General features: G+C 50.1%; 16 protein-coding genes. 1 reads left to right on the top strand and 15 read right to left on the bottom strand.

Annotated elements, in window-relative coordinates:
* Positions 1-389: 389 nt before the first annotated feature.
* The gene (locus ACQ76X_RS16020; protein WP_438494989.1) at positions 390-1,265 is read right to left on the bottom strand and encodes a nucleotidyltransferase-like protein; all 876 of its coding nucleotides are present in this window, start codon (positions 1,263-1,265) and stop codon (positions 390-392) included.
* A gap of 129 nt (positions 1,266-1,394) precedes the next feature.
* Between ACQ76X_RS16020 and ACQ76X_RS16025 the strand changes: the two genes are divergently transcribed.
* Positions 1,395-1,760: a DUF2614 family zinc ribbon-containing protein gene (locus ACQ76X_RS16025; protein WP_438494990.1), complete on the top strand. Its 366-nt coding sequence runs from the start codon at positions 1,395-1,397 to the stop codon at positions 1,758-1,760.
* Between the two features lie 78 nt (positions 1,761-1,838).
* Here the strand turns inward: ACQ76X_RS16025 and ACQ76X_RS16030 are convergent, their stop codons facing one another.
* The 14 genes from ACQ76X_RS16030 to sigY form a co-directional block, all read right to left on the bottom strand.
* The gene (locus ACQ76X_RS16030) at positions 1,839-3,560 is read right to left on the bottom strand and encodes a glycosyl hydrolase family 18 protein (protein WP_438494991.1); all 1,722 of its coding nucleotides are present in this window, start codon (positions 3,558-3,560) and stop codon (positions 1,839-1,841) included.
* Between the two features lie 252 nt (positions 3,561-3,812).
* Positions 3,813-4,244, bottom strand: coding sequence for a Fur family transcriptional regulator (locus ACQ76X_RS16035; RefSeq protein ID WP_438494992.1), 432 nt, complete (start codon positions 4,242-4,244; stop codon positions 3,813-3,815).
* Positions 4,245-4,368: 124 nt separating this feature from the next.
* The gene (locus tag ACQ76X_RS16040; RefSeq protein WP_438494993.1) at positions 4,369-6,291 is read right to left on the bottom strand and encodes a DUF4097 family beta strand repeat-containing protein; all 1,923 of its coding nucleotides are present in this window, start codon (positions 6,289-6,291) and stop codon (positions 4,369-4,371) included.
* 36 nt (positions 6,292-6,327) lie between these two features.
* Positions 6,328-6,798 (bottom strand): GNAT family N-acetyltransferase, encoded by a 471-nt coding sequence (locus ACQ76X_RS16045; RefSeq protein WP_438494994.1) that lies wholly within the window; start codon positions 6,796-6,798, stop codon positions 6,328-6,330.
* A 94-nt stretch (positions 6,799-6,892) separates the two neighbouring features.
* On the bottom strand, positions 6,893-8,338 hold the full coding sequence (gene gatB, locus ACQ76X_RS16050; RefSeq protein WP_438494995.1) for an Asp-tRNA(Asn)/Glu-tRNA(Gln) amidotransferase subunit GatB: 1,446 nt from the start codon (positions 8,336-8,338) through the stop codon (positions 6,893-6,895).
* A 40-nt stretch (positions 8,339-8,378) separates the two neighbouring features.
* Positions 8,379-9,836 (bottom strand): Asp-tRNA(Asn)/Glu-tRNA(Gln) amidotransferase subunit GatA, encoded by a 1,458-nt coding sequence (gatA, locus tag ACQ76X_RS16055; protein ID WP_076113354.1) that lies wholly within the window; start codon positions 9,834-9,836, stop codon positions 8,379-8,381.
* 24 nt (positions 9,837-9,860) lie between these two features.
* A complete protein-coding gene (gene gatC, locus ACQ76X_RS16060) occupies positions 9,861-10,148 on the bottom strand; it encodes an Asp-tRNA(Asn)/Glu-tRNA(Gln) amidotransferase subunit GatC (RefSeq protein WP_438494996.1) in 288 nt (95 codons plus the stop codon).
* Between the two features lie 377 nt (positions 10,149-10,525).
* Complete coding sequence (locus tag ACQ76X_RS16065; protein ID WP_038596538.1) at positions 10,526-10,909, bottom strand: hypothetical protein; 384 nt, start codon at positions 10,907-10,909, stop codon at positions 10,526-10,528.
* A gap of 159 nt (positions 10,910-11,068) precedes the next feature.
* Positions 11,069-11,839 carry an ABC transporter permease subunit gene (locus tag ACQ76X_RS16070; protein WP_438494997.1) on the bottom strand — a complete coding sequence of 257 codons (771 nt, stop codon included), beginning with the start codon at positions 11,837-11,839 and terminating at the stop codon, positions 11,069-11,071.
* On the bottom strand, positions 11,836-12,750 hold the full coding sequence (locus ACQ76X_RS16075; protein ID WP_438494998.1) for an ATP-binding cassette domain-containing protein: 915 nt from the start codon (positions 12,748-12,750) through the stop codon (positions 11,836-11,838). Before ACQ76X_RS16075 ends, ACQ76X_RS16070 begins: the two co-directional genes overlap by 4 nt.
* Positions 12,750-12,941 (bottom strand): PLD nuclease N-terminal domain-containing protein, encoded by a 192-nt coding sequence (locus tag ACQ76X_RS16080; RefSeq protein WP_038596544.1) that lies wholly within the window; start codon positions 12,939-12,941, stop codon positions 12,750-12,752. Before ACQ76X_RS16080 ends, ACQ76X_RS16075 begins: the two co-directional genes overlap by 1 nt.
* A 61-nt stretch (positions 12,942-13,002) precedes the next feature.
* Positions 13,003-13,221, bottom strand: coding sequence for a hypothetical protein (locus ACQ76X_RS16085; RefSeq protein WP_076113351.1), 219 nt, complete (start codon positions 13,219-13,221; stop codon positions 13,003-13,005).
* A complete protein-coding gene (locus ACQ76X_RS16090; RefSeq protein ID WP_438494999.1) occupies positions 13,218-13,541 on the bottom strand; it encodes a YxlC family protein in 324 nt (107 codons plus the stop codon). The genes ACQ76X_RS16085 and ACQ76X_RS16090 overlap by 4 nt, the downstream gene beginning before the upstream one ends.
* Entirely contained in the window at positions 13,531-14,064 is a 534-nt protein-coding gene (sigY, locus tag ACQ76X_RS16095) for an RNA polymerase sigma factor SigY (protein ID WP_038596550.1), read from the bottom strand. The genes ACQ76X_RS16090 and sigY overlap by 11 nt, the downstream gene beginning before the upstream one ends.
* Between the last annotated feature and the right edge of the window lie 36 nt (positions 14,065-14,100).

The following is a 14,100-nucleotide window of genomic DNA, read 5'->3' on the forward strand; positions in this document are numbered from 1 at the left end:
TTTTTGGATCTCACTTGCGTGATTTCCATACTCACTCGTTGTTCAGTTTTCAAAGATCAAGTTCTTGTTTTTCGTTGTCGGCGCTTGTCAGCGGCGACCTTTATAATATATCACGGCGGCCTCGTTTTAGTCAACCTTTTTTTTAATTTCTTTTTTCGGTTGATTTACGCTTGCTTTGCAGCTTGTCATTGTGTCTGAGGGCCGAGTTATAATTTAACACACCATTAACATAAGAGTCAACTATAAATATTCCCTGCGTTTATCATCTCATTCAGAAACTGTACAAATAAAAAAAGAGAGCGCCCGGCCTCTCCCTATCCTACAGCATATGCTCTTTTGTCAGGTGGAAAATCCCGTTATGGATAGCCACTCTATCCTGCTCTTTATCTTTACCGGGTGTAACGCACCGCATGACCGTCACCGGCATCATCCGCCCAGGAAGTAATCTCTCTTATTAGTGAACGGGAAACAAGCTTGCGCAATACAAGCGGCAGTTCAGCTTCCAATTGGCTGAGGCCCGAATGCTGCAGTAATTCTTTGATACTCCATGATTCCTTTCGGCTGCCCAAGATATTCAAAAGCAATCCGCAACAATCAGACATCTTCGACATTAGGGCAAATTCACAGGCAAGCAGAATCAATTCGACTCGTTGATCCAGGGTTTCGGTACTCACCGTAAGCTCTTCATACAGCTTGTGAACAGGGGTGTTTAGACTCTTGACTTGTTCCCATACTGCAGGGTCGGGGAAAAATCCCGCTTCACTGACTTCAATCCGCGCCCAATGATACAAAGCAATCAAAACACAGTTGTAGGCATCCATGGTACAGTTTGCTTCCAGATATCGTTTGGATTTAACATACATATGCAGAAAGCGGGCAAATTCCATAAACAGTACCCGCTCTCTTAGCGTGCCCTGGAATTGCATGATCTCCCTGCGCATATCCCCTAATATTCCCTTAGGGTCCCAAATCACATCTCCAGCAATTAAGCTTGTAAGAAGTTCATTGTTATCACCCGCCATTACAGCCCGCTCCAAGGCAGATAAGCCTACATGCACAGACTGCGTGCGCCGGTCACCGGCAATGGTATGGGTTATAGTGCGTTCTTTCTCTTCATCTTCATGCAGCATCAGCACTACCATATCGAAGTCATGAAGAAGCGCACTCTGAAACGGAGCATTACCCTTCTGCCTCAAAGTGACAGCTCCCAGAACATTCTCATCAAACGTTTCTCCACTCAACAGGGTCAAATTGGATAGTTCCATACTTCCCTCCATCAAATTTGGCGATTTTGCGTCCAGTCAGTTATAATCCTCTTAAATAATATTATTCTACATATTCATATCAGTTCCTCCTGGACGACCGAACTATATTTTAGTTAGGAGTAAATACTCATGAAGCTAAAATCGGCTAAAATCAATGCTTTTCGCACCTGGGGACTGCTGCTCACCATGCTCGGAATGGGACTCATGATTCTGGGAACGGCAGGCATCGTATTCTGGGGATCTGCAGGCAAAGTATTCGCTGCAATCGGTCTGGTCATCGGCCTGATCTCCATGATGGCAAGTCTCGCCATCTATTTCTGGGCAGGCATGCTGTCGACCAGCGCATTCCAGCTGGAATGTCCGGAGTGCCACAAACTGACCAAGATGCTCGGGAAAACAGACCGCTGCATGTTCTGCCATACCCTTCTGACAAGGGATCCGGCGCAGGCTACGATAACTGCAGAGCAGCTCGAAACTCAGCAACTCAAGCAATAACGACAGCCGATGAATGAATCATACAAACAAGGGGCTCCCAGACGGGGAGCCCCTTTGTTATCTTACTGACAGAATATATTATTGATGAATTGTTTGCAGGGTCTCCCAGGCTTCCTGATTGCCCAGGCTGCGTGTCCAGGAGGCCACTCCGCCAAGTCCAAACGATTTGGCAAGTTTAACTCTCCCTTGTAGTGAAAGCTTATCCTCTATCCATATTTTGCGGAGAATTCCGTCTTCCTTGTACTCAACGTAATTCTGTCCCGCATCCTTATCAAGCTTCGGTGTCAGCTTCTTCTCAGTAAGAATCTCCTGAACCGCATTCATGCTCACGGCCTTGGAGCTCACCTTGGTTTTACCCTTTTCTGTTGTTTCCGACCAGATACGGGTATACAGCGGGACACCGAGAATCAATTTCTCGGCAGGCACCTCGTCTTCCTCGATAATGCGGCTGATGGAGTTCTCCACCCAAGGCAACGAGGACACAGAGCCCGATTTTGGACTGGATGCCCAGTGCTCATCGTACGCCATGACCATCATGAAATCAACGACTGTACCGAGTGCGCGCCGGTCCAGAAACAAAGACCACATTTCACTCTTCGATTTAGGCGTCACATCAATGGAGACAATGAGATTTTTGGCTTGGGCCATTGGCTTCAGTTCCCGCATAAACTGCGTAACATTCTCACCGTCTTTGGTGTATACATTCTCAAAGTCGATATTGATACCATCCAGATCGTATAAATCAGCAAACTCCAGCATTTGTACGATCGTATTCATCCGCTTCTCATAGCTCGCTAAGGCCTCAGTCGTCAGATCGGCATCAAAGCTGTTGCTGAGCAGAGCCCAGACTTCCATGTCCTGCTTGTGCGCCCACTGCACGTAAGCCTTGTCCGCTTTACTACGCACATTGCCCTGCACGTCTACAATCTCAAACCACGTAGGGCTGACCACATTGACTCCAGGCAATTCACCGAACTTAGCCGGATCCGGTTTACGCTCGTATACTGCTTCCCAGAACAGATTTACCGGCTTGCCCTTCCAGTTGCGTTCCGCTCTCGACGGTGTGAAAGTTTTTTCTTCTACAGTTTTTTGCCCGTCTGACAGAATGTCACCGGCTTTGGCATATCCCGTATAACCACTGCTCAGCTGCACGTACAGCCAGTCCGGGTTGTCAGCCTTCCAGATCCTCACTACGGCTCCCGGAGGCATATCCGCGATAATGGGGGCATGAATCGACGCCTCACTGCGCAGTGCCTTCGTTCTGCCGCCTTCCTCACCCTTCACTTTGCCCAGCGGAACCGTCTCCCCGGCAGTCATCAGCAGTACAGCTCCGGTATCACTATCCTCTTCTACCTCAAAACCATATAGATCTTCGAGGGTGTCAGCCGGAAGATAGGTCACTCCATCCTTTTCTTCAGGAGCAAGCCGAAGCTGAATCGGCTGGTTGTTCAGGCTGGCGGAGGTTGAATTCTCTTGCATATATAGAAGTTCGCTCTCAGTCGAAAGAATGGCTGATTTGCTCTCCTCTTCATAACGAATGGAAGAATCCACATACTTCTGCAAAAGCGGCAGCGGCAGCAGCAGACTCTCTCCTGTACCGTTAGCGTTAAAACCTGTAAACTCTCCTTTGACAAAAATGGGGTGTTCCATCCCTTTCCAGTCAGGATCAATATGCTGCCGGTTCGGCAGTACATAAAATACAATCCAGTAAGCAGCGGCGGCTATTATGACAAGCCCTAATAAACGGCGAAAAAGACCTCCACGCTTCTTGGTGCGTCTTTGTCTCTGTCTTCTGTCCAAAATGTATCCTCCACATATTTAGTTAATTTTGAGTGCGCGTATAACCAATCTTAAGTATACGCTATGTGAGTCTCTTTGGTTGCGAAAATCTACTGGAAGTTATTCATAGATTAAGTAAGTCATAGCAGAATTATCAAAAAAACGTGCAGCCTCCGCTTCCGGATTCCGCACGTTTTGGAAAAACCGGCAAATCTCCTGCAGTCCGAAACATCGCAGTCGATTATACCCATAATGTCATTCTAATCTGTTATCTCAATGTTTCTTGTTGCTGCAGCATTTGCACACACCGTACAATTCCATCCGCAAACCATGGATCTTAAACTCTGTAGCCTGTTCGGCAGCCTGCTCCACTTCATGCAGCGAGGCGTAGCTGAAATCTTCGATCTTCCCGCACACCTGGCAGATGACATGATAATGATCGGATACATTTGCATCAAAACGGCTTGAATTGTCACCATAAGTCAACTCGCGAACCATACCGGCTTCCATGAACATCTTTAGATTGTTATATACAGTTGCCACACTCATGCTCGGAAACTGCGGCTCAAGCGCACGGTAAATATCGTCTGCCGTAGGATGATTCAGCGCTTCCATCAGATACGTAAGAATCGCATGACGCTGAGGCGTAATACGGACACCGGTAGTCTTCAGTTGTTCCAATGCATGCTGTACGCCACTACCCATCAATTCCACCGCCTTTAAAATAAAAACATAATAAAGCTATAAAGTAATTGTAAGACCGGACTTTCGATGTTGTCAACGGAGTCGATACATTATATTTATTATTATATAATAAAAATTACTTTTTTCAATATTTCCTCACATTTAGGTTGCTGTTTCCTTCTACGCGCAGTTTGAACTCGCCATTGCCGATTTTGCCGGAAATTGTCTTTTTGTCGATAGTCAGCTCTGGCAGGTCGGTGTCGATATCTCCATAACCGCTGGATCCATCCACCTTATAATCGCCGAATAAAGGCACGTAAAGATCAATGTCGCCAACTGCGCTGTAAATATCCCAGTCACCGCCGACGGACTCCGATCGGGCATTTATTTTGCCATTTAGGGATTCAGCATGCAGTTTAGTCATCGCACCGTCAATTACCAGATTGCCATTCTTGCTGGACAGATCCACTTCACCACCGTTGCCGGATGCCGTTATATTGCCTACAGCGGTCGACAGCTTCAATGCCCCTGTAACATCCCAAGCCGCCATATTCCCGCCGCTCGTTGACATCTCAACGTCCCCTTGAACCGTTCTGGCGCGGGCTTCCCCGTTTAGTGTCTTTCCTTTTACATTTCCGTATATGCGGTATAGAACAATCGCGCCGTTGCCGGTCTCCAGAGAGATATCCTCAATGGCTTCCACATTCTGCAGCGTAATACCGCCATTCATCGTCCGCACCTCCAGATTAAAGCGGCGGTCCTCCGGAAGCGATATGTCAAGATCCATGCGAGGCTGGCGTTTGCCGGAGTCTCCATAAGTCTTGGTTTTTGGGGTGACTTTGATGTTAGAACCCTCAATGACCTCCACAAAGGATTGCTCCGATATCGCCTCTGCCACTGCACCATCAAGCTGATCCACCCATACTGTAGCCGTGATTTCAATATCCTCTACCGGGGCTCGGTGAATCATAATGTCGCCGTTGATGGCATCAACAGTTAGTTTGGAGGTGCCCAGCTCAACCGGTACGATTAATGGGGGCTTTTGAAAATGGCTACCCTTGGCTTCGCCGTAATCCACTGCTGCAGCGGTAAGGTTAAGGCTGACACGGTTCCATAAATGCAAATAATGCTCCTGCTCTGCCACAATAAATACACTGGCGGCCAAAATAACGGATGAGAACAGCCCGCGCAAATCCATCCGTGCTCTTGATCCATAGGCAGTCTGACCTCTGCGGCCTGAGAAAAAGTAAATGAGCAGGTATTCCGCACCCCACAGCACCGGTATAACGGGCCACCATTTTAGCAGCAGCAGCATATTATGTGTTCCATCTCTTGCATCCATCAGCAAAAGAACGCCGACACTGGCAAGCAGGACTGCAGCCGTATATCTGCCGACACGGCGGATGCGCCGCTCATTGCCTCTGCTCCTGGATAATCCCTTCGCAACCTCACGGACTCCCAGTAAAAAACCACCGACGATCAGCACCGCGGCAATTACCGTTCCCGCATAATCCTGAATGAACATTTGCAGCCAGGCCGGCTTCTGCCGGAACAGGAACAGCAGCACTCCGCCAAAGAGCAGCATCAGCCCAAACGAGATTCCCGGCTCACTCACCAGGGTACGGCGTTTGACATATTTTGAAGGGGCTGGCGTTTCAGTGTCCTGTTCCTCGGGAAAGCGCAAAATCCGGTCAGCAGACTGCAGGACATCAAACACATTGTAGAAATACAGCACCGGAATCATCAGGGCCAGCAAAATCAGCAACGGAACGTTGATCTGCATACCGATGGACGAAAAATACAGCAGCGCCGCAATATCAAGCAGGATAAGAAAGATGAAAGAAATCCCTTTGCGGAGAAGCCCGAAATATAGATGTCCCGTCCCCGGAATTATTGCGGACAGCAGTCCGGCAATAAATTTGCGTTTACGATGGGGACGACGTTTTGGACGGGGCGGGATTGAGGGCTTCTTCTGCTCTATCCCATCATCTTGCTCCTGTGCAGTTGTATCATATATTCTTTCCTCTGTCGGGAGCTTGGCGGAATCATCTTTCTGTTCAGGACTCATTTCGGGCTCCTCCTTCCATAAAGAATTGTATTACTTTCAAAGCATACCACTCCGATAAAATTCAATCAGTTCCACACCCGGTGCTACTTCCTCTAGTCCGGCTGGAATAAAGCCATGTTTGGTATACAGTGTAACTGCAGGAATATTGAGCTTCCCTGTAGATACAATAAACTGCTCCATTCCCGGATAATGGGCAAAGATAAATTCCAGCAGGCTTCCGGCCACCCCTTGGCGGAAATACTCAGGACTCACCATCATTCGGGTCACAGTCAACTTACCCGGTGACTCTTCCAGCACGGCAACAGCCCCCATCAGATCCCCGTTGCTGTCGAAACGGCCGTAGAAATCCTCCTGAGACTGGCTCAGCATATCTCTGGTCTCCAGCAATGGCGGGATTTCATGGAATCCGATCATCTCCGCTTCCAGCCGGTAAGCTTTATGCTGAAGGCTCCATAGCTCACTAAGAATGATCTCATCCTGCAGATCAAGCTTGATAATTGTGTTCATCCGCACAGTCCCCTTATATGCCGCTTAGGGCCTGCCGTTGCCGACAAGCCCTGAGCTAATAATCCTATAGTCTACTATTACCCAAAAGCGGGATCTAGCTGTTCAAAACTTCAGCCAGCAATGTATTTACCAGACCCGGGTTGGCTTTGCCTTTGCTTTCTTTCATAACCTGCCCTACCAGGAATCCGATTGCCTTCTGCTTGCCAGCCTTGTAATCCTCCACCGATTGCGGATTTGCAGCCACTACATCCTCAACGATTTTTTTGATTGCGCCTTCGTCGCTGATCTGGACAAGTCCCTTCTCCTCAACGATTGCACCCGGCAGCTTTCCGCTTTCCAGCATTTCCTTGAAGACGGTCTTAGCAATCTTGCTGCTGATCGTTCCACCTGAAATCAGGCCGATCATTTCACCCAGACCCTGCGGCGTAATCTTCACCTGGGACAATTCCAGATTGCTGCCGTTCAGATAACCCAGCAAATCGCCCATCATCCAGTTGGCCACAGCCTTGGCATCCTTTGTGTAAGCAAGGCAGCCTTCAAAGAAATCGGCCAGCGGTTTCGAGGAGGTCAGCACACCCGCATCATAAGCGGTAAGGCCATATTCCTCACTGTACCGCTGCTGGAGGGCATCCGGCAGCTCCGGAATCGTAGCCCGGATGGACTCTTTCCAAGCATCGTCAATATGCAGGACAATGAGATCCGGATCTGGAAAGTAGCGGTAATCGTGAGCTTCTTCCTTGCCGCGCATGGATAACGTCTTGCCCTGCGCTTCATCCCAGCGGCGGGTCTCCTGCACGACGATACCGCCATCATCCAGGATTTCCCCTTGGCGGAATTGCTCGTACTCCAGACCGCGCAGCACACCCCGGAAGGAGTTCATGTTCTTAAGCTCCGCACGGATGCCGAACTCTTCCTGACCTGCCGGCCGCAGGCTTATGTTCGCATCGCAGCGCATGGAGCCTTCTTCCATCTTCACATCGGATACGTCACAATATTGCATAATGGCCCGAATCTTCTCCAGATAAGCGCGCGCCTCTTCAGGAGAGCGCAGATCCGGTTCGGAGACAATTTCGATCAGTGGTGTGCCTACCCGGTTGAAATCGACGAGCGAAGCAAATCCGCCGTCTACATGAGTCAGCTTGCCCGCATCTTCCTCCAGGTGAAGGCGGGTGATACCGATCCGTTTGGTCTCACCGTTCACTTCGATATCGATCCAGCCGTTCAGACCGATCGGCTGGTCATATTGCGAGATCTGATACGCTTTGGGCGAATCGGGGTAAAAATAGTTCTTGCGGTCGAACTTGCTGACATCGCCGATGGTGCAGTTCAGCGCCATGGCTGCTTTCATCGCATATTCCACCGCCTGGCGGTTCAACACCGGCAGCACGCCGGGATGACCAAGACAGACGGGACAGGTGTGCGTATTGGGCGGAGCGCCAAATTCTGTGGAGCAGCCGCAAAAGATTTTGGACTTGGTATGAAGCTCCACATGAACTTCCAGCCCGATGACCGTTTCGTATTTAGACATAAATGATCTCATCCCTTAAAAGTTTTGTGAGCCTAAGCTTCGAAGACCGCAATTATAGTTGTGGCTGTACTTTATGATGATCTGTATGTTGTTCAAAGGCGTGCGCAACACGCAGTACCGTGCTCTCATCAAATTCCTTGCCGATAATTTGCAGACCTACAGGCAGGCCTTCGGCAAAACCGCAAGGGATGCTGACCGCAGGAATACCGGCGAGACTGACCGGAATGGTCAAAATATCATTCAAATACATCGTGAGCGGATCTTCCGTCTGCGAGCCCAGCTTGAAAGCTGTAGTTGGCGCAGTCGGTCCGATGACGACATCATATTTTTTAAATACTTCGTCGAAATCCTGCTTGATCAAGGTGCGCACTTTCTGCGCCTTCAAGTAATAAGCATCATAATAACCGGAGCTGAGCGCATAAGTGCCGAGCATAATCCGGCGTTTAACTTCCGGCCCAAATCCGTGGCTGCGGGAATTATGGTACAAATCAAGCAATCCGCCGCCGTTATCTATACGCGCACCGTAACGCACCCCGTCAAACCGGGCCAGGTTAGAAGACGCCTCCGAAGAGGAGAGCAAGTAATACGCCGCCACAGCATATTCAGTATGCGGAAGAGAAACCTCTTCCCAGACCGCACCCAGACCTTCCAGCACCTTAAGTGCGGACAGCACACTCTCACGGACGGAAGCATCTACACCTTCTCCGATATACTCCTTCGGCACAGCGATGCGCAGCCCGGAAATATCACCGGTAAGCGCGCTTAAATAATCAGGGATATTCACTTTGGCCGAGGTGGAATCCTGGGCGTCGTATCCGGCAATGGCCTGCAGCACATAAGCGGAATCCTCCACCGTGCGGGTAAGCGGACCAATCTGATCGAGCGAAGAAGCAAATGCCACCAGGCCGTAACGCGAAACCAGACCATAAGTCGGTTTAAGTCCTACCACACCGCAATACGAAGCGGGCTGGCGGATAGAACCGCCGGTATCGGAGCCAAGTGCAAAGAAGACTTCACCGGCAGCTACCGCAGCTGCCGAGCCGCCGCTGGAGCCCCCGGGAACACGTTCCAGATCCCAAGGATTACGCACAGCCCCGTAGCTAGAATTCTCATTGGAGCCGCCCATGGCGAACTCGTCCATGTTCAGCTTGCCGATGGTTACAGCATCGGCCTGACGCAGTTTGGAAACAACTGTTGCATCATATATCGGCTGGAAATTGTCCAGAAACTGGCTGGCACAGGTCGTGCGCAGTCCTTTGGTCACAATATTATCTTTAATTCCTGCAGGAAGACCAAACAGCAAACCGCGCGCTGCACCGGAAGCCAGCTTGTCATCCAGAGCACGTGCGGACAGCCGCGCGCCCTCCTCATTTAAAGTTAAAAATGCATGCACCTTCCCGTCACGCTCGGTAATGGCAGCCAGTGATTCTTCCGTCAGTTCGCTGACCGAAATCTCTTTGCTGTGCAGCATGTTATGTACTTCGGGTAGTCGATATTGAAACAGGCTCAACGTTCTTCCTCCTCTCTATTGTCGTTATTCCAGAACTGCCGGTACTTTGAAATGTCCGTCTTCATCTTCAGGTGCGTTAAGCAGAGCTTCTTTTTGGGAAAGACTCTCCTTCACGACATCGTCCCGCATCACATTGCTGACCTGCAGCACATGCGTTGTCGGCTTCACATGCTCCGTGTCAAGTTCGTTCAATTTCTCCGCATATTGTAAAATAGCATTCATTTGTTCAGTAAAAGTAGCCTCTTCTTCCGGGCTTAACTGCAGGCGGGCCAGCTTGGCCACATGCTGCACATCTTTGACGGTAATGCTCATAAGAAATATCCCTCCTGTTTAAAGGGCTAAAGCGCCCGGATAACGTTTTTAATTATATTGTAGAAGCCTGGACAATTCAATGAGCTTGTCATGTTCATAAAGCTGCAATTCGAACAACAGCTAGTGGCGCTACAGCTTATGGGTACATGAAACAAGAAAAAACGGCTATGGCGTCCTAATAGGGACGGCAGCCGTTTCTGCAGAAATATAAGGATAAAGCATTGCGTGCACCCTATAGACTCTTACATTTTAAGAAGAAACGGACTTGCAGTCCTCTTAGGACTGGCAGCCGCTTCTGCGAAAAATAGAAGGATCATTTATGGCGTGGAACATATAAATTCTTCTATTTCAAAAAAGCCGGCTTGCGCCGGCCTTACCTAAATCCAAGCGCGAAGATTCACCTGTTTGATGAATTCCGCCTGGGACATACTTTCCGTAGACGTCGTTTCCGCCTCTTCTGCTTCCATGTCTTCGCCGTTCATCAAATGATGAAACAGCTTCTCATTGTATGTCGACAAAGCATAGTCGATCAATGCTTCATGCGTTGCTCTCTCAGCCTCTACCACCAGCAATTGTTCTTCCGCCTCAATATCCTCTGCCGTAACATAAAAATTCCTGTTTGCCTGAGGGACACGAATGACATAATCAAACGCATTGTCAGGATTGCGGTCGTAAGCAATCAGGTAGCCGTAGTCTCCAATAGGAAGACTCTGCTCAAAAGCGTCTGCAACAATGACAATTTTCTCTCCTAAACGCAGCATCGTCCTACCTCCTGAGCCAAAATCTATCATGGTTCTACTTGTTTCAACAGTCTACTAAAAAAAGATAGAGCTGTCCAGCAGCAGGAGGAGAGTTCAATGAAATTTTCCTTGAAATTTTCAGAAATGTCGAGAAAAAGCAACATTTTTCTTATTTTTCCGTCAAACTGGGAGTTTATTCCTGGACGTTAACAGAGCAGACCCGGCAATGCACAGCACAATCAGCACTGCTGCTGAGAGAAAAGGGCCTACTCCAGCTGTGCCGCTGTCTACAAGAACTCCGGCAGACAATCCGGGCAACGCAGCCAGCGTCCAGCCAAGCCGGGTTGGCAGCAGACTATAGGCAAGTGATACCCCCGCCATGAGCGCCAGGGCAAGAAACACGGCGGCAGGTCCACGAAGAAAGGAGCTGAACAGCAGTGTCAGTGAGACGCCGCAGAGCAGCCATAGCCCATAGATTCCGGTTGCAGCTGCAACCTCACCCCAGGCAAGCGGACCCATCAGTGCTTCCGTGTAATACCCGGCTCCCGCCGCGCCCAGTCCAAGCGCAGTCACAAGCAGGGTCAGCTGTGCAGCCCATTTGGCGATGATAATGACCATCGGAGTAACCGGCTTGGCCATCAGCAGCTCAGCCGTTCCGCTGCTCCGTTCTCCCGCCAGTGCATTCATGGTCCCAAGCGCCAGAACCAGTATGCCAATCGTTCCATATTGGCCAAGCGCTTGCGCCATTACCGCAGCTGCCTCCGGCATTTCAAAGCTCTCCAGCATCCCCGCTGGCACATTTGCGGAAGCTTCCAGAATATCGCGCATGTAATAGGTCACAAGCGGCTGCATAATGCCCAAGATGATAAATACAATCGGTATCCAGATCAGTTTGTAGCTTCGCAGCGTCTCGAGCATTTCTTTCGAGTATAAAGTCCAGAAACTTCTCATGAGCCCACCACTTTCATGAACAAATCTTCCAGCGTGGAAGAGCCTGCTTCGAATTGCAGCAGCGGAATGTCCAGTTTGCCAGCTTCCTGCAGAATCTCCCGCCGTGCCTGTTCTACATCACTCACATTAAAGATGGCTTTACCTGCAGTAATCTGCGACTGAATAATAAAAGGTTTATGTACAAGGTCCTCCAGCCACCGGAATGCCTTATCGTCTTTCTCTGTATATAATCTGATAATAGGAAGACTGTACTGTGAACGGAGATAGGATAATGTCCCCTGCTCGGCTATCACACCGCGGTTCATTAATATGATATCATCGCATATCTCTTCGGCATCATGCAGCACATGTGTAGAAAAGATGACCGTCGTCTCTTCACGGATCTCCCGCAGCAGTTCCATCACTTCCCGCCGTCCAATCGGATCAAGCGCCGAGACCGGCTCGTCAAGCAGCAGCAGCCGTGGGCGGTGCACCAGTGCCTGCGCCAGACCGAGCCGCTGCTTCATTCCGCCTGAATACCCGGAAATCCGGCGGCGCGCCGACTCGCTGAGACCTACCCGCTCCAGTGCGGCGGCCGACCTCTCGGCTGCTTCTCTGGAGCGCATGCCGCTCAGCTTCGCGGCAAAGACAACATATTCCTGTCCGCTCATCCAGTTGTAAAAAGCCGGGGATTGCGGCAAATATCCCAGTGCTTTGCGGTAATCCGCTCCCGGACGATTGCCGGCAAAGGATATCTCCCCCGACGTAGGCGGCAGCAGACCCGCAAGCATGCGCAGCGTTGTGGTCTTGCCTGCTCCGTTTGGTCCCAGCAAGGCGACACAGCGCCCGGATTCGATCTCAAAGCTTATACCATCTACGGAGATATGTCTGCCATACCGTTTATGCAGATCGGCAACCTTAAGCAGCGGCATCAGTTCTCATTCCTTCCTGCCGTAAAATAAGCAATACTGCCCAACAGATTGCCAAATACTATTATAATAATCCACATCCATTTCGGACCCCGCACTTTCTCCGCTCTGGCCAAAGATATCAATCCGACAATGGCCAGCAAGATCTGAAGTGCAAGCAGCGGCCAAACCAAACCCCAATTCACTTTGTCCATCCCAGCATCCCCCGTTCTATTCTTCGCATACAGAAGGATCTTTCCTGACATCCTGTATTGATTAATCCCGCTTTCTTCTTCGTCTATCTGGCAGAATCACAAACAACAGGTAGCAAACTGCCGGCGTGGGTATTCCGGTAAGACCCCAGACTCCCCAGAACCATGCCATGCCACCTTCGCCTCTCTTCTGTGCATCCCGGAATATCCATGTCCCCTGCAGCATCAGCACGGCAGCTAAGCAAATCCACAACCATAAAGGCACATCCTTCAGTTCACTCACTCTTCCGTATCCTCCCGCCGCAGTCTGATCCGTGAAACCCCCAGACTGCCAAGTGCCGCGAGGGGGAACACCGCCTGCAGTACCCAATAAAATACAGGGGCTGATCCCAATGCAGTCAGAATGATACTGAGCACAATCAGAGCCAAGCACAAGAACAGCAGCAGCTCATTGCGGCTCTTACGGCGCCTGCGGAGGGTCTCGGCGGCAATGAGTTCTTCCATAACCACCATAGATGGCGGCGAAATGTCATCAAATTGCGCATCTAAAATATTCAATTCTGCGTTCAACTGGACCAGCAGTTCTTCATCATCAGGTTTCATCCTCATTCAGCTCCTTTCGCAGGTGGTTAAGGCCGGCAGACACACGTGATTTGACTGTGCCCGATGGGACTTGCAGAATCACACCGATTTCTTCATAGCTGTAACCGTAATAATGCTTCAGCAGTACGGCTATCCGCTGAGGTGAGGGAATCCGGGAGAGCGCATCAAGCAGATCGCTCCATTCTATATTCCGGCTCTCAAACCGCCAGCGGATGGACAACACGCCCTGCTCCTGGCGCCGCCACTCCGCTTCACGTTTCCACCTCCGCTTCCGGTCGATATATAGACGGGTAGCGATCGTGATCAACCATGAGGAAAAAGAAGAGGAACCATCGTAGCTTCTAATCTTCTCCATGCATCTGACCATAGTATCCTGGGCAAGCTCCTCGGCGAGCAATGGATCCATGGTGACCTTGATTAGGTATTTGTACAAAAAGCTGTAATGCTCCCGCAGCAGTAACGCAAGCGCCGAAGCATCGCCCTGCTGTGCCAGCTTGATTCTCTCCAGCGTCACGTCGCTCATTGATCCCTCCATGCTTCCTTCATTCACACCGTAATA

Source organism: Paenibacillus sp. IHBB 3054, from assembly GCF_051594305.1.
GTDB lineage: Bacteria > Bacillota > Bacilli > Paenibacillales > Paenibacillaceae > Paenibacillus_AQ.

What these genes read in the sequence shown, in the direction of transcription:
- ACQ76X_RS16020 (WP_438494989.1), bottom strand. Translation starts at nt 1,265, where the DNA reads ATGGAACTATCCAATTTGACCCTGTTGAGTGGAGAAACGTTTGATGAG.
- ACQ76X_RS16025 (WP_438494990.1), top strand. Translation starts at nt 1,395, where the DNA reads ATGAAGCTAAAATCGGCTAAAATCAATGCTTTTCGCACCTGGGGACTG.
- ACQ76X_RS16035 (WP_438494992.1), bottom strand. Translation starts at nt 4,244, where the DNA reads ATGGGTAGTGGCGTACAGCATGCATTGGAACAACTGAAGACTACCGGT.
- ACQ76X_RS16040 (WP_438494993.1), bottom strand. Translation starts at nt 6,291, where the DNA reads ATGAGTCCTGAACAGAAAGATGATTCCGCCAAGCTCCCGACAGAGGAA.
- ACQ76X_RS16045 (WP_438494994.1), bottom strand. Translation starts at nt 6,798, where the DNA reads ATGAACACAATTATCAAGCTTGATCTGCAGGATGAGATCATTCTTAGT.
- gatB (WP_438494995.1), bottom strand. Translation starts at nt 8,338, where the DNA reads ATGAGATCATTTATGTCTAAATACGAAACGGTCATCGGGCTGGAAGTT.
- gatC (WP_438494996.1), bottom strand. Translation starts at nt 10,148, where the DNA reads ATGAGCATTACCGTCAAAGATGTGCAGCATGTGGCCAAGCTGGCCCGC.
- ACQ76X_RS16065 (WP_038596538.1), bottom strand. Translation starts at nt 10,909, where the DNA reads ATGCTGCGTTTAGGAGAGAAAATTGTCATTGTTGCAGACGCTTTTGAG.
- ACQ76X_RS16070 (WP_438494997.1), bottom strand. Translation starts at nt 11,839, where the DNA reads ATGAGAAGTTTCTGGACTTTATACTCGAAAGAAATGCTCGAGACGCTG.
- ACQ76X_RS16075 (WP_438494998.1), bottom strand. Translation starts at nt 12,750, where the DNA reads ATGCCGCTGCTTAAGGTTGCCGATCTGCATAAACGGTATGGCAGACAT.
- ACQ76X_RS16080 (WP_038596544.1), bottom strand. Translation starts at nt 12,941, where the DNA reads ATGGACAAAGTGAATTGGGGTTTGGTTTGGCCGCTGCTTGCACTTCAG.
- ACQ76X_RS16090 (WP_438494999.1), bottom strand. Translation starts at nt 13,541, where the DNA reads ATGAAACCTGATGATGAAGAACTGCTGGTCCAGTTGAACGCAGAATTG.
- sigY (WP_038596550.1), bottom strand. Translation starts at nt 14,064, where the DNA reads ATGAGCGACGTGACGCTGGAGAGAATCAAGCTGGCACAGCAGGGCGAT.